Origin of the sequence: Clostridium kluyveri DSM 555 (assembly GCF_000016505.1) — a bacterium.
In the GTDB taxonomy this organism is placed as follows: domain Bacteria; phylum Bacillota; class Clostridia; order Clostridiales; family Clostridiaceae; genus Clostridium_B; species Clostridium_B kluyveri.
Genome location: NC_009706.1, coordinates 2,596,947 through 2,619,676, shown reverse-complemented (window position 1 = coordinate 2,619,676; position 22,730 = coordinate 2,596,947). Strand labels below are relative to the sequence as shown.

At 31.8% G+C, this 22,730-nt stretch carries 24 protein-coding genes and 1 pseudogene; 22 read left to right on the top strand and 3 right to left on the bottom strand.

Features of this window, described 5'->3' with window-relative positions; genetic code table 11:
* Nucleotides 1-133: 133 nt before the first annotated feature.
* The 9 genes from CKL_RS12445 (at nt 134) to CKL_RS12405 (ending at nt 8,765) form a co-directional block, all read left to right on the top strand.
* Complete coding sequence (locus tag CKL_RS12445) at nt 134-496, top strand: PadR family transcriptional regulator (protein WP_012102884.1); 363 nt, start codon at nt 134-136, stop codon at nt 494-496.
* Entirely contained in the window at nt 483-1,499 is a 1,017-nt protein-coding gene (locus CKL_RS12440) for an HAAS signaling domain-containing protein (protein WP_148204848.1), read from the top strand. Before CKL_RS12445 ends, CKL_RS12440 begins: the two co-directional genes overlap by 14 nt.
* A 694-nt stretch (nt 1,500-2,193) precedes the next feature.
* Entirely contained in the window at nt 2,194-2,523 is a 330-nt protein-coding gene (locus tag CKL_RS20860) for a transposase (protein ID WP_011989064.1), read from the top strand.
* A complete protein-coding gene (locus CKL_RS12430) occupies nt 2,496-3,449 on the top strand; it encodes an IS3 family transposase (RefSeq protein WP_148204824.1) in 954 nt (317 codons plus the stop codon). Before CKL_RS20860 ends, CKL_RS12430 begins: the two co-directional genes overlap by 28 nt.
* 1,016 nt (nt 3,450-4,465) lie before the next feature.
* A complete protein-coding gene (locus tag CKL_RS12425; protein ID WP_479723176.1) occupies nt 4,466-5,824 on the top strand; it encodes an Msr family ABC-F type ribosomal protection protein in 1,359 nt (452 codons plus the stop codon).
* Between the two features lie 47 nt (nt 5,825-5,871).
* Nucleotides 5,872-6,492 (top strand): Vat family streptogramin A O-acetyltransferase, encoded by a 621-nt coding sequence (locus tag CKL_RS12420; RefSeq protein ID WP_012102880.1) that lies wholly within the window; start codon nt 5,872-5,874, stop codon nt 6,490-6,492.
* 390 nt (nt 6,493-6,882) lie between these two features.
* On the top strand, nt 6,883-7,266 hold the full coding sequence (locus CKL_RS12415) for an ArsR/SmtB family transcription factor (RefSeq protein ID WP_012102879.1): 384 nt from the start codon (nt 6,883-6,885) through the stop codon (nt 7,264-7,266).
* Nucleotides 7,267-7,277: 11 nt separating this feature from the next.
* Nucleotides 7,278-8,336: an ACR3 family arsenite efflux transporter gene (gene arsB, locus CKL_RS12410; protein WP_012102878.1), complete on the top strand. Its 1,059-nt coding sequence runs from the start codon at nt 7,278-7,280 to the stop codon at nt 8,334-8,336.
* Nucleotides 8,337-8,354: 18 nt separating this feature from the next.
* Nucleotides 8,355-8,765, top strand: coding sequence for an arsenate reductase ArsC (locus CKL_RS12405; protein ID WP_012102877.1), 411 nt, complete (start codon nt 8,355-8,357; stop codon nt 8,763-8,765).
* Between the two features lie 632 nt (nt 8,766-9,397).
* Here the strand turns inward: CKL_RS12405 and CKL_RS12400 are convergent.
* The gene (locus tag CKL_RS12400; RefSeq protein WP_012102876.1) at nt 9,398-9,727 is read right to left on the bottom strand and encodes a hypothetical protein; all 330 of its coding nucleotides are present in this window, start codon (nt 9,725-9,727) and stop codon (nt 9,398-9,400) included.
* A 239-nt stretch (nt 9,728-9,966) separates the two neighbouring features.
* Here CKL_RS12400 and CKL_RS12395 point away from each other — a divergent pair, with 239 nt between their 5' ends.
* The 3 genes from CKL_RS12395 (at nt 9,967) to helD (ending at nt 14,432) form a co-directional block, all read left to right on the top strand.
* Nucleotides 9,967-11,079 (top strand): acyltransferase family protein, encoded by a 1,113-nt coding sequence (locus CKL_RS12395; protein WP_012102875.1) that lies wholly within the window; start codon nt 9,967-9,969, stop codon nt 11,077-11,079.
* A gap of 14 nt (nt 11,080-11,093) precedes the next feature.
* Nucleotides 11,094-11,774 (top strand): TetR/AcrR family transcriptional regulator, encoded by a 681-nt coding sequence (locus CKL_RS12390; protein ID WP_012102874.1) that lies wholly within the window; start codon nt 11,094-11,096, stop codon nt 11,772-11,774.
* A gap of 414 nt (nt 11,775-12,188) precedes the next feature.
* Nucleotides 12,189-14,432 carry an RNA polymerase recycling motor HelD gene (gene helD, locus CKL_RS12385; protein ID WP_012102873.1) on the top strand — a complete coding sequence of 748 codons (2,244 nt, stop codon included), beginning with the start codon at nt 12,189-12,191 and terminating at the stop codon, nt 14,430-14,432.
* 433 nt (nt 14,433-14,865) lie between these two features.
* Here helD and CKL_RS12380 read toward each other — a convergent pair whose 3' ends face one another.
* Together CKL_RS12380 and CKL_RS12375 are read right to left on the bottom strand one after the other, a co-directional pair.
* Nucleotides 14,866-15,069 carry an alpha/beta-type small acid-soluble spore protein gene (locus CKL_RS12380; protein WP_012102872.1) on the bottom strand — a complete coding sequence of 68 codons (204 nt, stop codon included), beginning with the start codon at nt 15,067-15,069 and terminating at the stop codon, nt 14,866-14,868.
* A gap of 150 nt (nt 15,070-15,219) precedes the next feature.
* Nucleotides 15,220-15,993: an enoyl-CoA hydratase-related protein gene (locus CKL_RS12375; RefSeq protein WP_012102871.1), complete on the bottom strand. Its 774-nt coding sequence runs from the start codon at nt 15,991-15,993 to the stop codon at nt 15,220-15,222.
* Nucleotides 15,994-16,354: 361 nt separating this feature from the next.
* On the opposite strand from CKL_RS12375, the gene CKL_RS12370 reads away from it, so the two are divergent.
* The 10 genes and pseudogenes from CKL_RS12370 (at nt 16,355) to CKL_RS12330 (ending at nt 22,386) form a co-directional block, all read left to right on the top strand.
* The gene (locus tag CKL_RS12370; RefSeq protein ID WP_012102870.1) at nt 16,355-16,708 is read left to right on the top strand and encodes a CidA/LrgA family protein; all 354 of its coding nucleotides are present in this window, start codon (nt 16,355-16,357) and stop codon (nt 16,706-16,708) included.
* A complete protein-coding gene (locus CKL_RS12365; protein ID WP_012102869.1) occupies nt 16,701-17,405 on the top strand; it encodes an LrgB family protein in 705 nt (234 codons plus the stop codon). Before CKL_RS12370 ends, CKL_RS12365 begins: the two co-directional genes overlap by 8 nt.
* 21 nt (nt 17,406-17,426) lie before the next feature.
* Nucleotides 17,427-17,963: a FadR/GntR family transcriptional regulator gene (locus CKL_RS12360; protein ID WP_012102868.1), complete on the top strand. Its 537-nt coding sequence runs from the start codon at nt 17,427-17,429 to the stop codon at nt 17,961-17,963.
* Nucleotides 17,964-18,031: 68 nt separating this feature from the next.
* Nucleotides 18,032-18,361: a transposase gene (locus CKL_RS20855; protein WP_011989064.1), complete on the top strand. Its 330-nt coding sequence runs from the start codon at nt 18,032-18,034 to the stop codon at nt 18,359-18,361.
* Complete coding sequence (locus CKL_RS12350) at nt 18,334-19,287, top strand: IS3 family transposase (RefSeq protein WP_148204824.1); 954 nt, start codon at nt 18,334-18,336, stop codon at nt 19,285-19,287. The genes CKL_RS20855 and CKL_RS12350 overlap by 28 nt, the downstream gene beginning before the upstream one ends.
* A gap of 79 nt (nt 19,288-19,366) precedes the next feature.
* Nucleotides 19,367-19,543 (top strand): FCD domain-containing protein, encoded by a 177-nt coding sequence (locus tag CKL_RS20335; RefSeq protein ID WP_148204847.1) that lies wholly within the window; start codon nt 19,367-19,369, stop codon nt 19,541-19,543.
* A 42-nt stretch (nt 19,544-19,585) separates the two neighbouring features.
* Nucleotides 19,586-20,476 (top strand): bifunctional helix-turn-helix transcriptional regulator/GNAT family N-acetyltransferase, encoded by an 891-nt coding sequence (locus tag CKL_RS12345; protein WP_041700817.1) that lies wholly within the window; start codon nt 19,586-19,588, stop codon nt 20,474-20,476.
* A 61-nt stretch (nt 20,477-20,537) separates the two neighbouring features.
* Nucleotides 20,538-20,759, top strand: a pseudogene (locus CKL_RS12340) (pentapeptide repeat-containing protein); the annotation flags it as partial.
* 206 nt (nt 20,760-20,965) lie between these two features.
* Nucleotides 20,966-21,184, top strand: a complete 219-nt coding sequence (locus tag CKL_RS12335) for a hypothetical protein (RefSeq protein ID WP_012102865.1) — start codon at nt 20,966-20,968, stop codon at nt 21,182-21,184.
* Nucleotides 21,185-21,978: 794 nt separating this feature from the next.
* Nucleotides 21,979-22,386 carry a NusG domain II-containing protein gene (locus CKL_RS12330; protein ID WP_012102864.1) on the top strand — a complete coding sequence of 136 codons (408 nt, stop codon included), beginning with the start codon at nt 21,979-21,981 and terminating at the stop codon, nt 22,384-22,386.
* Nucleotides 22,387-22,730: the final 344 nt, after the last annotated feature.

Genomic DNA, 22,730 nt, shown 5'->3' with positions numbered 1-22,730 from the left:
TAAATGCTTTAACGGCAATAATATTACCTTGATAGTTCTAATTATGATCTATTGCACTATATAAAAATCTCCAAATATTGATATATTGACAATAGTGTGTGCCATACAGTATAATATCTGCAGAGGTGATAGTATGTCTGATCAGTCAGATATTTTTTCAAGCCTTATCATGGAGTTGCGGCGTGGTACTGTTGTCCTGGGTGTGCTCAGTCAGCTTAATGAGCCCCAGTATGGATATTCCCTCATGCAAAGCCTTCAGGAAAAAGGATTTCCGGTAGACGCGGGTACGCTTTATCCTCTGCTCCGTCGTTTGGAAAAGCAGGAGCTGCTGCGCAGTAACTGGGAGACTAGCGGTTCTAAACCACGCAAATATTACGTTATGAGCGATATTGGCAGAACTGTCTATCAAAAGCTCTGCTCAGAATGGACTGTTATGACGGAAAACATGGAGAAACTAATAAACGAAAATGGGAGTGAACCTGATGGAAATGATTGAACGATACATTTACGCCGTTACTAGGCATTTGCCCGAAAAACAGCGGGAGGATATAGCAAAGGAGTTACGTGGCCTGATTGAGGATATGATTGCCGAACAAACGGGAGAGCGTGAGGCTACGGATAATGATATAGAGGTTGTACTAAGAACTCTCGGTGAGCCTGCCAAACTTGCCGCAAAATATTCGGGACGGCCGCGTTATATTATCGGTCCGGAACTCTTTGATAAGTATATTACGTTGCTGAAGATTGCCCTTCCTGCTGTCGCGCTGGCTATGCTCGTGGCATCGATCGTCCGCTATGTTTCCGCACCGGAGCTTATCATCGGGACGATCATCGGCTCGACACTGGGAGAAATACTGGATGCTGTTATTCAGGCGTTTGCATGGCTGACAGCAGTTTTCGCACTCATAGAGCACTTTGCTGTGGACATCGTTGCAAAAAAATGGAAAAGGGATAATTGGGACCTCGTCGATTTGCCTGAGCTCCCTATAAAAGAAGCGGCATTTAAACGCTCCGAGCCAATCGTAAGCATTGTTTTCATTGTTATCTTCTTTATTTTTTTTAACTTTGCTGCAGGTCAGTTCGATTTCTATCTGCCTAAGAACAACGGTGTCCTCATTCAGATATTTAACCCCAGCGTCCTGCACGGCTATCTCTGGCTCATTGATATCTGTTTCGGAATAGGAATTGTCAAAGAGATCCTGAAGATGGTCATCGGTCGATACAACCTTAAATTGATGATCATGAACACGGCTTTGGGTATAGCTGCACTTATCCTGGCTCTGATCCCCTTTTCTAACTTCAAAATTTGGAATCAGGCATTTGTACAGCAGCTCGCAAACGCCGGTTTTATTACGCTCCCAGCAAATTTTAATCCTGTTCAGCCGGTGATCATAGGTGCAAAAGTCGTTATTGGACTTATCATCTTCTCATTCGTTTCTGAAACAGCGCATACGTTATTCCGCACATTCCGGTATGGGGTGCATGAAAAAAAGAAATAGCAAAGTTAAGAGTCTACTGTAATTTTTGTTGCGTGTTCCTGTTTTATGGGTTTTTGTTTTAACTTATCTTGTTGGATTAGATCTGCAGCTGCTTTTTCCTAGTAATATTTCTTCAGAGGTAGTGTTTAAAATCGGTATTGTCTTTTTCATTATTGGTACGATTGTTGCAGCATGGGGGCTGATTATTTTTCATAAAGTACGTACTACAACTGTTCCAGGAGAAATATCGGCAATACTGGTGACGACCGGCCCTTGTCGGTTTAATCGAAACCCGATGTATGTAGGGCTTACTTTAGCGCCGGTATTCTCGTCCAAATTTGACCGATCATTGTATTACTGCTCTTGTTTGCTTACCTCAATTAGATGGTAATCCCCATAGAATAGGCCCGCCTGAAAGATACTTTTGGAAACAAGTATGAACAATATTGTCTTAAGACATGCCGTTGGATATAAATAACCGAACCATACAGAATGGTTAGTGGAAATTATCTGTAACGACTTTGACACGGACGAGTTTTTCTTTGATAAAATGATGAGCTAGAGCTCCAGATATTACAGCAAAGTTGACCCCGAGTGGGTATGCTTGTTTCTTCAAAAGTATAAAAAGCGATTATCAAAACTCTTAAGCCCCTAAATAGGTTTGGACCATTACATCTATATTTATTATAATGTAGAAAGTGATTGGAGGTAAACTATGAAAGGAAAAAGTTATACGAAAGAATTAAAAGAAGAGGTATTAAGAGAAGTGAAAGAAGTAGGAAATGTTTCACTGGTATCAAGGAGACATGGGCTCTCAAAATCAACTATATTTACGTGGATAAGGAATTCTAAGGATAAGGATGAGATTAAAATTAAGCCTGGTAGAAAAGCTTTAGTTGAGGGAGAAAAAGAACTTGAAAATGAGCTGACAGAGGTAACAAAAGAAAATGATCATCTAAAAAAATTGTTAGGAGAAAAAGATTTAGAAATAGCAATTCTTAGAGATTTAATAAAAAAATCAAACCCTCAATTAAGGAAAAAGTAGAAATAGCTAAAAAGTATATAGAGCAAGGATACAATGCAGTATTTGTACTTAAAGTAGTTAAACTCGGAAGATCAACATATTACTATAATTTAAGTGTAGAAGGCAAAGAAAAGACTAGGCCTAAAGGTGGAAAGCCAAAAGGATATAGTATAAACAGAGATGGTGAGAAAGTATGCGATGATCAGATTAAGGAATTTATTTTGGAGGCCATTGACGGGGATGCTATTAACTATGGATATAGAAAAATAACTTACCATTTAAGAAAATATTGTAATCTTGTGATTAATCATAAGAAGGTTTATCGGCTTTGCAAAGAGCTCAGAATACTTAAAGATCAGAGAATAATTAGAACTAAAATAAAGAGAAATATTGCAATTAACAGAACTATAACAGGCTCAAATCAACTATGGGAAATGGATATAAAATATGGCTATATAGAAGGTGAGGATAAATTCTTCTACTTACTAAATTTAATTGATATCTTTGATAGGAGCATTATAGATTACCACATGGGTTTACACTGTGAGGCTAAAGATGCTGCAGCACTACTGAGGAAGTGCTTAATAAGAAGAAACTTGTTTGAGGAAGACTCTAAAAAGCCAGTAATAAGAACAGACAACGGACCCCAGTTTATAAGTCATAAATTTGATGAATGCTGTGAAGAACTTAAAATTGAACATGAGAGAATACCAGTGAAGACGCCAAATAAAAACGCACATGTAGAATCATTTCACAGAATACTTGAGGATGAGTGTTTAAAAATTAATGAATTTCAAAGCTATGGAGAAGCATACAAAATAGTAAATGAATTTATGGAATTCTACAATAATAGGAGATTACATTCAAGTTTAAGATTTATGGCTCCACATGAATTTTATAACCTTTATTTTGAAGAAAACCTAACAAACATTCAAATAAGGGTCTAAATTTAATAGAAATGAAGAATTTATTAGATTCTGTCCAAAACGAGGGGGTTAATCCGAAAATTCAGTGTTCAGAAAGCAATTGCAATAAATAGTTATCAACATAGTTCATTCAAACGCAAAGAGCATTTAAGGGTTTTATTGCTTACAATTTTTGATTTATGAGATTAAAGTGTTAAGCCATACAACTATTTGATGTCCAATAAAAATCTCGGCCGTGCAATATGAAACGAAGGTGTTGTATTTTGCCCGATAAAATTGAATTTGAGGGTCAATTTTTTTCATGAAGATAGCCTTCCCCCAAGGGGGTGCTAGATTCAAGCGGCATCTTTTTTAACCGTTCAATGCATGTGGAGTGCCGTAGGACTGCGTTGAGGAAATAGGAGCATATTGATAATCATTTTTATATGTGTTATATTGAAATAAATATTTAGAAAAGAGGTATAAGAATGTTTATTGTTAAAATGAGACTCTGTTATTTAATTTAATACAAATAACTAAATAAAAGATAAGGTGAAAAAGCCTATAGTTTTAGATTTATTTGTTGTACTTTATTTTTGGATTCTTACAATGAACACTCATATACCATTATTGTATCCTATTATCAACACTAAGTGTAACCGCCTTATTGTAGTTTTTGATGTTCTATGTTTTTATAGAGATATAAGGGTTGCAGGTGAATTATGTTCATTTGCAGCCTTTTTTACGTTGAATGGTCATTTTTAGGAATTCACATCGAATTAATAAATGAGATGGATTTGAGAATATGTGTATAAATAATATTTAAAGAAGATAGTTTTTCAAGGAGGAACATTTATGTATTATATTTTCATATAATCCTTCCTGCTTAAATCGCAGGGTTTTCCCTGCGAACAGGTAAATGAAAACGTGCGATTTTAGACAGGAGGAGAGGAAATGGAATTAATAATAAGAGCAAAAGATCTTCGTGTGGAATACACAGGGCGTGATGTTTTAGATATAGATGAATAGAATTATATGATTATGATCGTATTGGTTTGGTGGGAGCAAATGGTGCAGGAAAAAGTACCTTACTCAAGGTACTTTTGAGGGAATTAACTCCCCCGGGATGTAAAATCAATCGTTTTGGGGGATTTGCATATATCCCTCAGTTGGATGAAGTAACTTTGCAGGGGGAAAAAGATTTTGTACTTATAGGAAAACTTGGTGTTGAGCAATTAGAAGTACAGACCATGAGTGGTGGTGAAGAAACAAGACTTAAAATAGCACAGGCTCTTTCAGCGCAGGTACATGGTCTTTTGGCAGATGAACCTACCAGCCATTTAGACCGTGAAGGAATCGATTTTTTAATCGGACAGTTAAAATATTTTTCCGGTGCATTGCTAGTTATTAGCCATGATCGCTATTTCCTTGACAAGGTGGTAGATAAAATATGGGAATTGAAAGACGGCAAAATCACAGAGTATTGGGGAAACTATTCTGATTATCTTCGTCAGAAAAAAGAAGAAAATAAAAGCCAGGCTGCAAAATACGAACGATTTGTTGCAGAACGTGACCGGCTGAAACAGGCTGCTGAAGAAAAGCGAAAACAGGCACGTAAAATAGAACAGAAAGCAAAAGGTGCCGGCAAGAAAAATAATTCTGAAAGCGGTGGACGTTTGGCCCATCAGAAAACAATGGGAAGTAAGCAAAAGACATTGTATAATGCTGCGAAGTCTATGGAAAATAGGATTGCAGCTTTAGGAGATGTAGAAGCTCCAGAAGACATTTGTAGGATTCGTTTCAGGCAGAGTAAAGCATTGGAGCTTCATAATTCACATCCGATTTATGGGACAGAAATTAATAAAAGGTTCGAAGATAAGATATTGTTTGAAAAGGCATCTTTTAGCATACCACTTGGAGCAAAGGTGGCACTGACTGGCGGTAATGGTACAGGAAAAACAACTTTAATCCAAATGATCTTAAAACATGAAGAGGGTATTTCGATTTCACCCAAGGCTGAAATAGGTTACTTTGCCCAAAATGGTTATAAGTACAACCGTAATCGAGAGGTTATGGAATTTATGCAGGAGGATTGTGATTACAATGTATCAGAAATACGTTCAGTGCTGCTCTCTATGGGTTTTGTACAAAATGATATCTGCAAAAGATTATCTATTTTAAGCGGCGGCGAAATTATTAAATTGCTGTTAGCTAAAATGCTTATAGGCAGGTATAATATCTTGTTAATGGATGAACCGAGTAATTTCCTTGACCTGTCAAGTTTGGAGGCTTTGGAAATGTTGATGAAAGGGTATGCTGGAACCATTGTGTTTATAACCCACGACAAAAGACTAATTGATAATGTGGCTGATGTGGTTTATGAAATCAAAGATAAGAGATTGAACTTAATTCGATAAACTGATTTATCAGCGTATATAAGAGATTAAAAAGGAGGTAGAATTCTATGACTGGACCAGATAAGAAAAAGCTATATCCAAATGAAAACATAAAAACAGTTTGCTATATAAGTAATCTACCTAAAAGACCCAATGTTGAGATAGGAGAATATACTTATTATAGCGATAATAAAAAATCTCCAGAGAAATTTTATGATAATATAGAGCATCACTACGAATTTTTGGGGGATAAACTCATAGTAGGCAAGTTTTGTGCAATTGCAGAAGGTATTAAGTTTATCATGAACGGAGCAAATCATAGAATGTATGGAATTACAACTTATCCGTTTAATATCTTTGGATGTGGATGGGAGAGAGTGACTCCTACAATAGAACAACTTCCTTTTAAGGGAGACACAGTAATTGGCAATGATGTTTGGATTGGTCAAAATGTTACTATTATGCCAGGTGTTAAAGTTGGTGATGGTGCGATTATTGCTGTTAACTCAACAGTAGTAGAGAATATTGAACCTTATACCATTTGTGGAGGCAATCCTGCTAAATTTATTAGGAAACGTTTTAGTGATGAAAAAATAGAATTTTTGTTAGAGCTTCAATGGTGGAACTGGGACGAAGAGAAGATATTTAATAATCTCGAAAAACTGACATTGGAATCTGGTTTAGATTAATTAATGAAATAATATATAAACTATAAGCTCAGCCTTGCGTGATAGTATAAACTAGCGGAATTCTCGACCCCTTTACTTCAGAATTTGTTGTGAGAGATAAATTCTGGAAGGTGACTAACTAAAAATGCTTTATTTTCTTGATGATATTATATCATGTATAGAAATTATTTCTAAGTCTGCTAGGAGTTTTTCTGTTAGATTTTATTTGTAACGTATGCTATGAACGTATTGTAGAATTTGGATAAGAGCATATCTTTATTTTTAATATTTGAAAATTTTATTATATTCTACAATTTATAATTAAAAAATATTAATCCATGGGTTGCAGAAGTGAATTAGATCTTATATGATTATAATTGAATATAATCATATGAGGTGGAGGTGAATATAGTGAATTTAATACAGGTGATAAAAGCATTGGCAGATGAAACACGCATGAGAATATTAAATATACTTAAAGATGGAGAATTATGTGTTTGCGAAATGGAAACTGTTCTTAATATTAGTCAATCTAACGCTTCTAGGCATTTAACAAAACTTACAAATGCCAAAATTGTTGATTACTATAAAGTAAATAAATATGTGTACTATAAAATAAATAAGGCTACTATTAGAGAATTTTCATTTATAGATGTAATCATAAGAAAACATGCAGTTAACTTAGAACAATGTAAGAAGGATTTACAAAGATTAAAAAAATATAAAGAAAGTGGCCTTAATTGTGATGACTTAAGAAAAGGGAAAGCATGTTTCAATAATAATTGTATGGATTAGGAGTGATTAAGTTGAGTAATAAGATATCGAAGCTGTCATGGCTTGACCATTATCTAACATTATGGATTTTTCTTGCAATGGCACTTGGTATATTTTTAGGATGGTCTATGCCTAATTTAGCTAATACATTATCGAATTTATCTGTAGGAACAACCTCTATTCCTATTGCAATAGGACTTATAGTTATGATGTATCCACCACTTGCAAAAGTTAATTATAAAGAACTTCATAAAGTTTTTAGAACTCCTAAAATTTTAGGGTTATCACTTTTGCAAAACTGGATTATAGGTCCAATTTTAATGTTTATACTTGCATTTGTTTTTTTAAAGTCATACCCAGCATTCATGACTGGACTTATATTAATTGGTCTTGCAAGATGTATTGCTATGGTTATTGTTTGGAATAGTTTAGCTGATGGTGATACAGAATATGCAGCTGCTCTTGTGGCTTTTAACTCAATTTTTCAAGTTATATTTTATTCAATATATTGTTATATATTTATAACTGTTTTGCCAACATGGTTTGGACTTACTGGCTATAGAGTGGATATTTCTATAGTTAAAGTAGCAGAATCAGTAGCAATTTATCTTGGAATACCATTTGCAACTGGGTTATTTACAAGATTACTACTAGAACCTAAAAAGGGAACAGAGTGGTATACAAAAAAATTTATACCTAAGATAAGTCCACTGGCATTAATTGCTTTACTGTTTACTATAGTAATCATGTTTACTTATAAGGGAAAATATATAGTTGAACTTCCTTTCGATGTTATAAGAATAGCTGTTCCACTCTTAATATACTTTGTAATAATGTTCTCAGTTTCATTTTTTATAAGTTATAAATCTGGAATAGATTATAAAAAGACAACTACACTGTCATTTACCGCAGCAAGTAATAATTTTGAGCTTGCAATAGCAGTTGCAGTTGCAGTATTTGGAATAGAATCAAAAGAAGCTTTTACGGCTGTTATAGGGCCATTAGTTGAAGTGCCGGCTATGATAGGTCTTGTAAATGTAGCACTACATTGGAGAAAAAGATATTTTAAAATACCTACAAAGTTAGGTTAAATATGGAGGAATACAATTATGAAACCAAAGGTAGCATTTATATGCGTACACAATTCTTGTAGATCACAAATGGCAGAAGCTTTAGGAAAATTATTTGCAGATGATATATTTGAATCCTATTCTGCGGGAACAGAATTAAGACCAAATATAAATCAAGATGCAGTAAGAATTATGAAAGGTTTATATAATATTGATATAAATGAAACACAAAAATCAAAATTACTTAATGATCTTCCCAAAATTGATATAGTAGTTAAAATGGGGTGTAATGTAGTTTGTCCATTTTTACCTTCAAAGTATGAGGAAGACTGGGGGCTGGAAGATCCTTCTGGGAAAAGTGATGATGAGTTTATAAAAACAGCTAAAGCCATTGAAGAAAAAATTAAAGACTTAGCTAAAAGAATTGAAAATAAAAAAATCAAATTATAATGGCATTTACAAGACAAATGAGAAGAAAAAGCATATATGATTTTTTAAACACGGTAGATGTAGTGGTATACAATACGGGAAACCGTAAATAAAAATTATATTATATATTGTGTAAGTCACTTGATTAAGTTCGAGTGTCTTTTAATATGTGTAAATATTATTTAACTTGTACAAAACAATATGATAACAATTGATGTATATAATACATAATAGACCATGTATAATATATCCCTAGGCATTGAGGATATTTAGACCGACCAGTGTCTATGGTTGCAGGACACTTTAAATATGGATGCAACCACTACTCTAAATCTAACATAAAAATAAGCTCTTTACACACAAAGCAGGCATCCTCTATTCAGGGTGTCTATTTTTTATATTATTTACAAATAGTTATTACATAGGACATTAGATTGTAACAAATACCATATATAATAAATAATATAACAGATTATAAATTAGTTCCCCATATGAAAATTTAACCCGGTGTCTGTGGTTGCAGGGCACTTAAAACTCAAATGCAACTGCCAGAAGCCAGTATATTAAAGTTGTATCCCTTCAAAATAATATTGTTAAAAATAAGCATCCGTTATTTAGGGTGCTTATTTTTATTACAGGAATGGTTATTATATTTATTGGTCAAGAAGTATAACATGAGGAACTACATCTTCTTTATAGATATGAGGAACTACATCTTCTTTATAGATATGAGGAACTACATCTTCTTTATAGATATAATGACGACTTATGATTTCAGGATTTCCATAGTTTTCGGTTACATCAGATGATTGTATATCTTTAGAGTCTGTTTCAGATATTTCTTGTATATCAATATTTGATGTTTTTTCAGAATTCTGCTTTGGATTATTTGTAATACTTGTAAAAAAAGAAAAACTAATCACTATTGCAATTATCGATGTTAATATTGATATTACATGTTTCTTTTTTATTTTATAAAACATTTCATTCCCACATTGCATTGACTTTTCCAATTTAATAATTCATAAATAAATTATATCATAATATCTTAAATATTATATCAAAATTTACTTTGTAAAGATAAATTTGGAATTTACAATTGGGATACAAGGCAAGGCAGTTTGTAATGATTTAATTCAAATACTTTACAAATAAAAATTATAATGATATTATTTATATGAATGAATTATTCGTTCATATAAATGCTTTGAGGTGGTTGCCTATGGAAAAATATAAAATAAAGAGAAGGTACGACTTAGATTGGATTCGTGCAATTGTAGTTATAAGTATTATCTTCTATCATGTATGCGATATGTTTATTTTAAATAATAACATTATTATATTTGCAAGAGCAAATACTGAATTGATATTCTGTAAATATATGCAAATGTTTTTAGCAAGATGGCATATGGTAATATTGTTTCTAATATCAGGTATGGCATTATTTTATTCATTAAAACAAAGAAGTGCAGGGAGTATAATTAAAACAAGGGTATCAAAGATTCTTATTCCAATGGTATTAGGGTGTGTGTTTTTAAATCCCATCACGTCTTATTTATATGGATTAAGCATTGGAAGAAAGCAATCCTTTATCGAACAAATAAAATTATATTTTACTTCTGTTTCAAGAAATATGGAGGCAATGACAACAGGGTTCGGACCAATGCATTTATGGTTTTTGTTATATTTGTTTGTATTTACATTACTGTGTCTGCCATTTTTTAAAGAATGGGCTTGCAAAATTCACAGCAAACATTATGATAAAATAATAGAATTTCTAACAAAACCCATGATGATATTATTAATCTGCATGCCATATCCGTTTCTATTTTGGATTTTCCCATTTTTAGGAGAAAGAAATCCAATCGGGTATTTATATGTATTTATAATGGGATATTTCTTTGCAATGGATGATCGAATTCAAAAAACTTTAGATCGTGATAAGTATAAATACACTTTTTTATCAGTAGTTTTACTAATACTATTTTATTATTGGGAAGTGGGTTGCTATTTTGATACAATTAATGAAATGTATAGTGTTCGTGGCTATGTGGCAAAACTTGTTAAGCTGTTAACTAGTTTTTCTATTTTGGGAATAGGTCATTCCTTTATTCCAGCGATAAAAAGTAGAATTTTATCATTTCTGAATAAGATATCTTTTCAGGTTTACATTGTACATATGCCAATTATGACTTTTATAGCATATGAAATATTTAAAATTGAGATAAATCCGCATTTGCAATTTGTTCTTATATTAAGTATGTCTTATTTAGTGACAATCCTTGTATGCGTGATTTATAATAAAGGGAAAGATAAGGTAAAAGGAATAAGGTAAAGGGGAGAAAATTCATGACAGATGAGCGATTATATAAAATATTCGATGTGGCGAGCAGAATGTTTATTAAACAGGGTTATACAAGGACGCAGATGAATCAAATAGCAAAGGCTGCCGGAATAGCTGTTGGCAGTATGTATCATTTATTTAAAAGTAAAGAAGCAGTGTATGGATTCGTTATTAAATGTATCATATCTCCTGAGCATATCCATGGGCCTTTAAGTTTGCCAATTACTGAAAAGGATTTTATAGGATTAGAAAAAGAAGTTCATTTAGTGTTAATAAATAATTCTAAAGAATTTGATAAGCATAAAGAAGAGATCTCAATAGGATATAATTTCCAAAGTATGATATCGAATGCTTTTGATACGATTTCAAAATATGCAAGAGGATGTCTAATTTTCGAAAAAAACACAAATGAACATGAAGAATTTGTTGAGATTTACAGGCAATTTAGGTCTTACTTCTTTACGAGTGTATATGAGTATTTAAAGCTATTTGAAGAATATGGGCACATTAGGAAAATAGAAGATTTGAAATTAGCAGCAAGATTTATTATAGAATCAATCTCTTGGTGGACTATGGACCTCCCATATAATTCATTCGAAGTACAAGAAGAAATATCAGAGGAAACTGCAAAAAAAGTTGTTATTGATGCGTTATCCCATGCCTACGAGGTAACGACGTCAATTTAGGTACATCCGGCATGGTGTAATCTAACCGGTGAGAGTCATGAGTACAGCTTAGTAGTGCCATGTTAGCTAAGAGCAAGGGTATCCTTGGTGACGGAAAAAGAATGTATTAGGCTGTAATATAATAAAAGTATTATTTATCGGAGAAAATGCTATGGGAAAGGTAAATGAGAAAAATGACTTAATAGTTTTTACTTAAAATTAGCTATGATGAATTACACTACAAAAAGACACTTGCCCAATGACAAATGTCTTTACATTGACATAATAAAATAAAAGTGATACACTAAATTTAATGTCACTTCATAAAAGTATAATATAAACCTCTAATTATATTATACACCCTTATAATAATGGTGTCAACAGTATTTGAAAAAAATCTTATTTAATTATTCGTCAAAAAGGAGGGGGTATATCATGAACAGGAATGACGTTAAATGGAAGCTTGAAAATGAATGGCTGCAGGAGGTGCTTAAAGAAGTTAGAAAACAGTTTAATGAAAAGCATAATTTTAAAGAAAGATTTAAAAAGGATGCCATTAAAACACAAAGGGAACTGTGGCAGGATATAGGTTCTGTTTCCGTAAGCAATGGACTGGAACAGATTGTAGATTTTATGCAATTCATTAATACAATGAAAATAGAGAAGAGAGGCCATGAGTTTACCAGAAAACTTGAGAAAAAATATGAGAGAATGCTTTTATCACCCTATTTTGGAAGAATTGATTTCCTTGAAAAGGGAGATAAGAAAGCTGAAAAGTGTTATATTGGAATTTCAAACCTTATTAATGATAATTATGATATTCTCATATATGACTGGCGTGCGCCAATTTCTAGTATGTTTTATGATTACGAAATTGGAGAGGCCAGCTACGAATGTCCTGAAGGAATTGTAGATGGGAAGCTCACACTGAAAAGACAGTATAAAATTAATAATGGTAAAATTGAGTATATGTTTGACAGCAATCTTAAGATAGACGATGAAGTGCTGCAGGATATCTTGAGTAAAAGCACTGATAGTAAAATGAAGACAATAGTAACAACTATTCAAAGAGAGCAGAATAAAGTAATTCGTAATGAGGAGTACAAAAATCTGATTGTCCAGGGTCCTGCTGGAAGCGGAAAGACCTCTGTTGCTCTTCATAGAATTGCCTATCTCCTATATAAACAGCGGGATAAAATAAAGCCTCAAAATATAGTGATATTCTCTCCAAATGGTATTTTTAATGATTATATTTCCAATGTATTGCCACAGCTTGGAGAAGACAATATGTACCAGACTACGTTTAAGGAATATATGCATATGGCCTTAGGCAGTGAACTTATAAAGGAAAACTATTGCGAGATGATGGAATATATTCTTGTTTCTAAGAAGCAAGATTCTTACCAAAAGAGAATCAGCAGTATAAAATTTAAGTCTTCTATGGAATTTTTAGATATATTAAAACGATATGTATCGTATCTTGAAAAGATGGATAGAAATTTTACGGATATTATTTTCAGAGGTAATTTGATAATTTCCTCTAAGGATATACAAGAATTATTTTTTAAAGATTATGTGAAGCTTCCGCTGAAAAGAAGGCTTGAAAAGATAAGAGAAAGAATTTTGTTCCTTGTAGAGCCTTATAAAAAACTGCGGATAGAAGAAGTGGCTAGCGAGCTTAAGGATTCGGATTCTTATATAGATAAAGTAGAAATTATGAAGAGAAGTACACATGTTGTAAAGGAAGAAATGAAGAATATCTATTATGAAATCAATAGGATGACAGAACTTGATTTGGTGGATATTTATAAAAAACTTTTTGAAAAACTTGAATTTTTTTATGCAAGTTCAAATACTAAATACCGTGAGACGGAAATTGATAAAATCAAAAGTTATACTCTAGAAAAACTAAAGACTCGAATACTTAATTATGAGGATCAGCCGCCTCTTCTATATTTAAAAGGTGCCATTGGAGACCTTCCAAAGACTTCAGAAATCAAATATGTTATTATTGATGAAGCACAGGACTATACACCGTTACAGTATGAGATATTTCATCAGCTTTTCCAGTCTGCTAGTATCACCATACTGGGTGATTTACACCAATCAATCAATCCGTTTATGAATGTAGGAGATTATAGTAATATATCCAATATATTTTCAAAAGATGATACCTGCATAATAAACTTAACTAAAAGCTACAGATCAACAATAGAAATTACTAAGTTTTCAAGAAGGCTGCTTAATAAGGAGATTTCTGGTGAATGCGTAGAGAGAAGTGGAGATGATCCCTTACTTCTTGGATTCATAGATGAAGGAGCCATAAAGGAAAGACTTCTTGAGGATGTAAAAATATATAATGAGAAAGGTTACAAATCAATTGGTATTATAACAAGGACCGTAAAAGAAGCAGAAGAGGTATACAGTTTCTTAAAAGGTAAGGTTCATGTTAAATCCATAATGAAGGATGATGAATATGTAAGTGATACCTTGGTAATTCCGTCTTACCTTTCTAAAGGATTAGAATTTGATGTGGTGCTTATATATAATGCAGGAGATGGAAATTATAGTTGTGAGGAGGAAAGACTGCTGCTTTATACTGCCTGTACTAGAGCACTTCATGCTTTATGCATATACTATTCTGGTAAGATTACACCATTGCTGAAAGGAAGTTATTAAATTTATTACTATCAATCTAAGGGGCAAAATTTTATTCATATGGTAAATATTTATTTAACCTATATAAAATAATATTGTAACAATTAGGGAATATAATATACCTATAGTAAAATTATATACATTGGTTAACTTTATTATTCATTGTAAGTATGTAAGAAGATGATTACCAGTCATCGTGTCTAAGGTTGCAGGGCACGTTAAAATGGTTGCAACCACCATTATATGTTTAGTTTTTAGTCAGATGTATTCTTAACAAAGATTTAACGAGGAAAATATTTTTTTATAACAATCTTTGCATATAATATGACTATCTAGATACCACATAAATATAAAAAGTAAATCTTTTATCACAAAGTGACACCCGTTATTTAGGGTGTCTATTTTATTTACAAATAATTGTTATATAGGATATTGGATTGTAACAAATATGGATTTATTTTAACAATTTATTTTCATAAGCCTCAACCATTTTTTTAACCATATTACCACCTGTTGGACCAGCTAGAGCTCCAATTTTTTTTGATGGTAAATCTGCAACATACTTTTTATTTAAATCTACACCTAATTCATTTGCTGTTTCTGTTTTAAGCTTATCTAATTTTTTTTCTGCACCTGGAACTAATGGCTTTTTTGACATAATTAATTTCCTCCTCTATTGATTTATGATATTATAATTTATGTAGTTTCTGAGGAATTAATCTAGAAAATTAGAGGTAATAATTAAATTAATTCTTAAAAATAGAATTAATTTAATCTTGGATCTATATATTCAAATTACGAATTGAAGTTACTTAAAGACTGGCTTTCTTTTTTCAATAAATGCAGCCATTCCTTCTTTTTTGTCCTCTGTTGAGAAACATAAACCAAATAGATTTTTATCGTATTCAAGAGCCTTCTCCAAATCTGTATCTCTGCCTTTCTGCAGGGCTTCCTTAGCTAAGCGGGTGCCTACTGGAGATTTTGTCAAAATCTTTTCTGCCATGGACATAGCTGTATCCATTAATGATTCCGGTTCTGTAACCTGGTTTGCGATTCCAAACCTTAACGCGTCATCTGCACCAATGATGTCACCAGTAAATATTATCTCACTGGCTTTCCCTATTCCCACTAACCGCTGCAGTCTCTGTGCACCACCGGCACCGGGAATGACTCCTAAGCCGGTTTCCGGAAATCCAATTTTGGCATGCTTTGAGAATATTCGGATATCACAGCCAAGGGCCACTTCTAAACCGGCTCCCAGTGCAAATCCATTAACAGCCGCAATAAACACTTTCCCCATTTTCTCCATTTCTAATGTACATTTTGATACAGCAAAACAGAATTGCCCGCCTTCTATTGCGTCCAAACAGGCCATGTGCTTAATATCCGCACCTCCAATAAATCCTTTCCCTTCACCAGTCAGAATAACAACCCGGCAATTATCATCATTTTTAATCACTTGGAGCACAGCAAACAAATCTTCCACTGACTGTTGAGAGATTGCGTTTAAATTGTGGGGCGTATTCATTTTTATGATTGTTATCCCATTCTGCTTCTCTAATAATAAAGTTTTATACGTCATTATAAAGCCTCCTGCCTTAATAATTTTAATTTATCTTTTATTTAATTCATCTCCTTTTCAGTATATAATAGACCGTTCTGTCTATTATATCATTCTATTTTATAGGTGTCAATGAATTGATTAATATGCCTACCTCTTGTATTTTTAAAGACAAATTTTTAACCAAAGACTATTATTTCTAACACCTTCAGTTTCTTCAAAGTGGAAGATGAGTATGGATAAGTAATTCTATAGGATGTTTCTGTAAATTAAGTAAATATATTAGCTCATGGCTATTGCAATATATGGCAAAGGGTAGTATACTAAACTTAATTGGTATTACCATAATACCAATTGAATTGTAGAAAGGCGGAAAAATTTAATGAAATATTTGAAACAGTTAATGATTATTTTAGTTACATATTTTATTGGACAAGTATTGCAAATACTGCTACACTTACCAATCCCAGGCTCTGTTATTGGCTTAATTCTACTTTTTCTGGCACTGCAAAAAGGAATAATTAAAGTCGAAATGATTGAGGATGTATGTGAATTCTTATTGTCAAATATGTCTTTTTTGTTTATCCCTGCCGGAGTAGGTCTGGCAACATCATTTGCAATATTGAAAGGAAAATGGGTAGGGTTTATAAGCATTTTAATTATTTCAACAGTAGTGGTTTGGTTAATAACAGCTTATATCGTAAAATTTTTTAGAAGAGGAAGCTTACATGAATGAAATTACTAGTTCTCCTGTATTTGGCGTATTACTATCGTTAGTTGCTTATGAAATAGGAGTTTATATAAACAAAAAAATAAAACTTTCAATTTTTAACCCTTTGTTAATAGCCATAGCTATATTGATTATATTACTTGCAAAACTGCATATAAAATATGAAGATTTTAATATTGGAGGTCAGCTTATCTCATTTTTTCTATATCCAGCAACAGTTGCATTGGCCTTGCCTGTGTACAAAAGATTTTCCTTATTCAAAAAAAATGCTTTGCCTATAATCATAAGTATTTTATGTGGTGATATATTCGGAATTATTTTTGTAATTATGTTTTCTAAATTTTTTAAAGTATCTGATATACTTATAAAATCTTTAATGCCTAAATCGATTACGACACCAATTGGAATGGCAGTTTCGAAGCAATTAGGCGGAATACAATCAGTTACCGTTGTAGCAATTATACTTACTGGTATCATAGGTTCGATCTTAGGGCCGATTTTATATAGAATTTTTAGAATTAATGATAAAGTTGCATTTGGGATTGCAATGGGGGCATCTTCTCATGCGATTGGAACTGCAAGGGCGATGGAATCAGGAGAAACGGAGGGAGCAATGAGTGGTTTGACTATGGCGATTTCAGGGATTATTACCGTTTTTCTAGCTCCAATTATGTGGAATATATTTTTTGTGTTTTTTAATTAAATCGAATGGAGGAATTTTAAAGTGTTTAGCGAAATAAAAAATACAAAGGTTTTCGAACAGGTTATAGAACAGATTAAAGATATAATAAAAAAAGGTGAATTAAGATGTGGAGATAGATTACCTTCTGAAAGAGATTTGTGTGAACAGCTTAATGTCAGCAGAACATCAATCAGGGAAGCTTTAAGATCTTTGGAGATGCTGGGAATAGTTGAGTGCAGACAAGGTGAAGGAAATTATATAAAAGAAAGCTTTGAAGACAGTCTGTTGGAACCCCTTTCAATAACTTTTATGCTTCATGGAAGTAAAACAAATGAAATTTTAGAATTAAGGAAAATAATTGAGCCTGAAACAGCTGCTTTAGCAGCAGTGAATATTAATGATGCCAAGCTTCAGGAAATAAAAGAACTAATCAATTTATTTAATAGTGAAGAAAACTATGAAAAAAGTGCTGAGATCGATAAAAAAATACATTATAAGATTGTGCAGGCATCAGAAAATTGCCTTGTTTCCAATGTGATGTATGCGGTTTCCTATCTGATAGAAAAATATATCTCTTAAGCCCCTAAATAGGTTTGGACCATTACATCTATATTTATTATAATGTAGAAAGTGATTGGAGGTAAACTATGAAAGGAAAAAGTTATACGAAAGAATTAAAAGAAGAGGTATTAAGAGAAGTGAAAGAAGTAGGAAATGTTTCACTGGTATCAAGGAGACATGGGCTCTCAAAATCAACTATATTTACGTGGATAAGGAATTCTAAGGATAAGGATGAGATTAAAATTAAGCCTGGTAGAAAAGCTTTAGTTGAGGGAGAAAAAGAACTTGAAAATGAGCTGACAGAGGTAACAAAAGAAAATGATCATCTAAAAAAATTGTTAGGAGAAAAAGATTTAGAAATAGCAATTCTTAGAGATTTAATAAAAAAATCAAACCCTCAATTAAGGAAAAAGTAGAAATAGCTAAAAAGTATATAGAGCAAGGATACAATGCAGTATTTGTACTTAAAGTAGTTAAACTCGGAAGATCAACATATTACTATAATTTAAGTGTAGAAGGCAAAGAAAAGACTAGGCCTAAAGGTGGAAAGCCAAAAGGATATAGTATAAACAGAGATGGTGAGAAAGTATGCGATGATCAGATTAAGGAATTTATTTTGGAGGCCATTGACGGGGATGCTATTAACTATGGATATAGAAAAATAACTTACCATTTAAGAAAATATTGTAATCTTGTGATTAATCATAAGAAGGTTTATCGGCTTTGCAAAGAGCTCAGAATACTTAAAGATCAGAGAATAATTAGAACTAAAATAAAGAGAAATATTGCAATTAACAGAACTATAACAGGCTCAAATCAACTATGGGAAATGGATATAAAATATGGCTATATAGAAGGTGAGGATAAATTCTTCTACTTACTAAATTTAATTGATATCTTTGATAGGAGCATTATAGATTACCACATGGGTTTACACTGTGAGGCTAAAGATGCTGCAGCACTACTGAGGAAGTGCTTAATAAGAAGAAACTTGTTTGAGGAAGACTCTAAAAAGCCAGTAATAAGAACAGACAACGGACCCCAGTTTATAAGTCATAAATTTGATGAATGCTGTGAAGAACTTAAAATTGAACATGAGAGAATACCAGTGAAGACGCCAAATAAAAACGCACATGTAGAATCATTTCACAGAATACTTGAGGATGAGTGTTTAAAAATTAATGAATTTCAAAGCTATGGAGAAGCATACAAAATAGTAAATGAATTTATGGAATTCTACAATAATAGGAGATTACATTCAAGTTTAAGATTTATGGCTCCACATGAATTTTATAACCTTTATTTTGAAGAAAACCTAACAAACATTCAAATAAGGGTCTAAATTTAATAGAAATGAAGAATTTATTAGATTCTGTCCAAAACGAGGGGGTTAATCCGATATTGAAGAGGTAGTGGAAAACATGTTTAAAAGTTCGGAGAGCAGAAATATTGTTAAGAAGCAGCATGAAGATATTGTTAAAGCAATTGAAGTTCATGATGCTTCTGAAGCCTCTGCAGCAATGCGAAAACATCTTGAATATACAAATGATTTTATAAGTAAATCTATGAAATCTGTATTGAAACATACATCTCAATAGAGTATAATTTTGTTGATAATATCAACAAAAGGAATGATTAGATTGAATGAAGTTGAAATAGTAAGGAAAGAACTGCGACTAATTATAAGAGAATTAGGTTTACTTAATCATAATTGTCTAAATTCTGAATTAACATTAGCTCAAGCACATATACTAAGTTACCTTAAACGAAATGGAATTGTTGCTTTTAATGAATTAGTAATTCAGTTAGGAATTGATAAGGCCTCGTTAAGCAGAATTCTTAATAACTTAGCAGTTAAAGATTTTATTAAAATAGAGAAATCTCATACTGACAAAAGAATGAAATATATTAGTATGCTACCATTAGGTATGAAAGCCATAATAAATGGAGATTATGAGTCTAATAAGTTTATTAATCAAATCCTGCATTTTGGATATGAGGATGGCAATAATGGCATTGCAAAAGCATTTAAAGAATTTCATCTTCTTGCATTAAAAAATAATCTCATAAAAGATAATCGTCGAATAAAAATAGAGAAAGTCTCGTCAAATTATATGGATGATGCAATTAGGTTAGCAATAGAAGTATTTACTTATGAGCAAAATATTCCTGAAAAATTAATACCTATAGATAAAGGGTTAAATCCGATTTGGTGGTGTGCAAAAGTAGGAGAAGATATCATAGGAGTGTTGGCCGGTTGGGTTGAAAGTAATCAATGGCATTTGGGGAGATTTGCAGTTAATAGAAAGTTACGGAGCTTAGGAATAGGTAAAAAAATGATTATATTTTCACTAAATGAAATTTTTAATCTTGATGTAGAGAAGGTTTTTATTGAAGCTAGAGATATAACTATAAGAATATTAGAACAATTTGATTGTGAAGTAACAGGAGAGCCAATAGATTTTTACGGTGAACCAGTTACACCCGTTACAATAAAAAAGTATGATTTCATAAATAAAATAAAATTGTAAACTATTTTTCTAAAATGAGGTAAATAAATATGATATATACATACAAAGATAAGTATACTAAGGAATTGATCTGAGAAAAACTAACCTTAGAGCTGCAGATTTGAGGGGAGCCTGTCTTATTGCGGCAAATATTAGAGGAGTCGATTTAAGCTGGGCTGATCTAATTGGAGCTGATTTAAGAGATACCGATCTTAGTGGAGCTAATCTAACAAATAGTATTTTTCTTACCCAAGCCCAAATCAATACGGCTAAGGGAGATTCACATACGGGAAACCGTAAATAAAAATAATCCTTTGTATTATATATATGTCAGAAATAGGCAATGCTTGGACAGTGCCTATTTTCATTTTATTCATGGAATAATGAAATTTGTTATAAATAGTTAATAAATATGACATTAAACTGTAATAAATACCATATATAATTATAAGTGTCCTAAGAAAATAATCTTAGAGGAAAGAAGAATAACTATTTGAAAGGGTGAGTATAATGTATGATTTTCCAAATGCTACTGTAGTTTATAGTACAAATAAATTAGAAGACTTAGAAAGTAAAATAAAAGAAATTAAATTTGAACATAAAAGATTAAATAGAAACTGTGAAGTTGAAGTAATACCAAAACCTGATCCAGGATTGATTATATTTGATGGATATACTAATATGCAATTTCAACTTTCTATATTTATTAGATATTTTAGTGTCAATTAAAAATAAATAAAAAATCTTTAAATAATGGTAATTACCAAACTGGTGTCTGTAGTTGCAGGATACTTAAAACTCAAATGCAACTGCCATAGGATGGTATAAGTTTGCTCTCCTTTAAAATAGAATAATATTGAAAATAAGCGCTCGTCATTTAGAGTGCTTATTTTTATATCTTTTAACATACGCATAATGATATCATAACAATTAGTGAATACAATATAAATATGTAACATAGTATTATATTCCAAGGCATTGAGGATATGTAAAGCTGTGTCTGTGGTTGCAGGACACGTTAAATATAGATGCAACCAACATAAGTTATATGTTTACTGTACTCTTGAAATAGAAAAACGTTAAAATAAGCATCCTAAATGAATAGGTGCTTATTTTTACATTAACATATATTTAAAGTATAAATATTATTTAACAATTAGTAAATAATATCATAACAATTAATAGTTATACTATATTATGATAACTATAAATAATATATGCTACCTTCATCTAAAATAATATTATTCTTAAGTTATAAATACCTATCAATCTCACTTATATGAAAGTACCAACAATGTTTTGGTACTTATTTTTTTATTTCAAGAAGTTAGTAGAATATTGTGGATAATGTGGATAACCTGTGGATAAGTTGTTGATAACTTGTGAATTAATAGGAAATAAAACACAAGGCAAAATAGGGTCTAGAGATAGTTTTTTTATTTTGCCTTGGTCAGTGAAAATATGATAAAATCAAACTGTAAGAGTGAATTTATATGAATATTAACATTAGTGGGTGAGAAAAAATGAAATCATTAACCAAATTGAACAAGGTTTTTTATGGAATATTCATATTTATAATCATAATATCAGTATTCTCTATATATGTGATGAACTATACTGAAAAAAATACAGGTAATAAAGAGAAAATAATTGTTAAGGTACAAGGGAAAATAGTTAAAGACTTGCCTCTTAATAAAGATAATAAGAGTAAAGTTTATAAGTTTAATTTTAATAATAACTATGGGTATATAGAAACGAAGAATGGAAAAGTAAGAATGTTAGAAATGGATAGAAAAATATGTCCGAAAGAGGTTTGTTCTGATACCGGGTGGATAAGTAAGAAGTATCAAATTATAGTCTGTATGCCAAATAAAATTACAGTCAACATTGATTCAAATAAAGAGGATACATTGGATGCGATTTCGTCATAATTGAGCTATATTATTCAACATTAAGAGCAATCATAGTAGGAAGGCAAGGATCTGTGAAAAAACGGCTTTCTATGATATTTTTATCCTATCACAGAAAGCTATAATTTACAGACTTTTTTACAGACCCAAATAGGCATATTTGAATGCTGGACAGGTTTTTAGATCTTATTCATTCTCTAAATAGTTATCATATAAAGAATTTAAAGTTATGATCTTGTGTTAACGCATTTTCTCATTTTCCATAAAAATTAGATATTGATTTCTTATACGATATCCTCGATTTTAATATTAATTATAATAATTGACAAAATCATATTATTTATGATAAAATGACATAAAATTTA

What these genes read in the sequence shown, in the direction of transcription:
- CKL_RS12330 (WP_012102864.1), top strand. Translation starts at nt 21,979, where the DNA reads ATGAAATCATTAACCAAATTGAACAAGGTTTTTTATGGAATATTCATA.
- CKL_RS20860 (WP_011989064.1), top strand. Translation starts at nt 2,194, where the DNA reads ATGAAAGGAAAAAGTTATACGAAAGAATTAAAAGAAGAGGTATTAAGA.
- CKL_RS12390 (WP_012102874.1), top strand. Translation starts at nt 11,094, where the DNA reads ATGACAGATGAGCGATTATATAAAATATTCGATGTGGCGAGCAGAATG.
- CKL_RS12440 (WP_148204848.1), top strand. Translation starts at nt 483, where the DNA reads ATGGAAATGATTGAACGATACATTTACGCCGTTACTAGGCATTTGCCC.
- CKL_RS12335 (WP_012102865.1), top strand. Translation starts at nt 20,966, where the DNA reads ATGTATGATTTTCCAAATGCTACTGTAGTTTATAGTACAAATAAATTA.
- CKL_RS12405 (WP_012102877.1), top strand. Translation starts at nt 8,355, where the DNA reads ATGAAACCAAAGGTAGCATTTATATGCGTACACAATTCTTGTAGATCA.
- CKL_RS12365 (WP_012102869.1), top strand. Translation starts at nt 16,701, where the DNA reads ATGAATGAAATTACTAGTTCTCCTGTATTTGGCGTATTACTATCGTTA.
- helD (WP_012102873.1), top strand. Translation starts at nt 12,189, where the DNA reads ATGAACAGGAATGACGTTAAATGGAAGCTTGAAAATGAATGGCTGCAG.
- CKL_RS12375 (WP_012102871.1), bottom strand. Translation starts at nt 15,993, where the DNA reads ATGACGTATAAAACTTTATTATTAGAGAAGCAGAATGGGATAACAATC.
- CKL_RS20335 (WP_148204847.1), top strand. Translation starts at nt 19,367, where the DNA reads ATGTTTAAAAGTTCGGAGAGCAGAAATATTGTTAAGAAGCAGCATGAA.
- CKL_RS12380 (WP_012102872.1), bottom strand. Translation starts at nt 15,069, where the DNA reads ATGTCAAAAAAGCCATTAGTTCCAGGTGCAGAAAAAAAATTAGATAAG.
- CKL_RS12400 (WP_012102876.1), bottom strand. Translation starts at nt 9,727, where the DNA reads ATGTTTTATAAAATAAAAAAGAAACATGTAATATCAATATTAACATCG.
- CKL_RS12420 (WP_012102880.1), top strand. Translation starts at nt 5,872, where the DNA reads ATGACTGGACCAGATAAGAAAAAGCTATATCCAAATGAAAACATAAAA.
- CKL_RS12445 (WP_012102884.1), top strand. Translation starts at nt 134, where the DNA reads ATGTCTGATCAGTCAGATATTTTTTCAAGCCTTATCATGGAGTTGCGG.
- CKL_RS12395 (WP_012102875.1), top strand. Translation starts at nt 9,967, where the DNA reads ATGGAAAAATATAAAATAAAGAGAAGGTACGACTTAGATTGGATTCGT.
- CKL_RS20855 (WP_011989064.1), top strand. Translation starts at nt 18,032, where the DNA reads ATGAAAGGAAAAAGTTATACGAAAGAATTAAAAGAAGAGGTATTAAGA.
- CKL_RS12370 (WP_012102870.1), top strand. Translation starts at nt 16,355, where the DNA reads ATGAAATATTTGAAACAGTTAATGATTATTTTAGTTACATATTTTATT.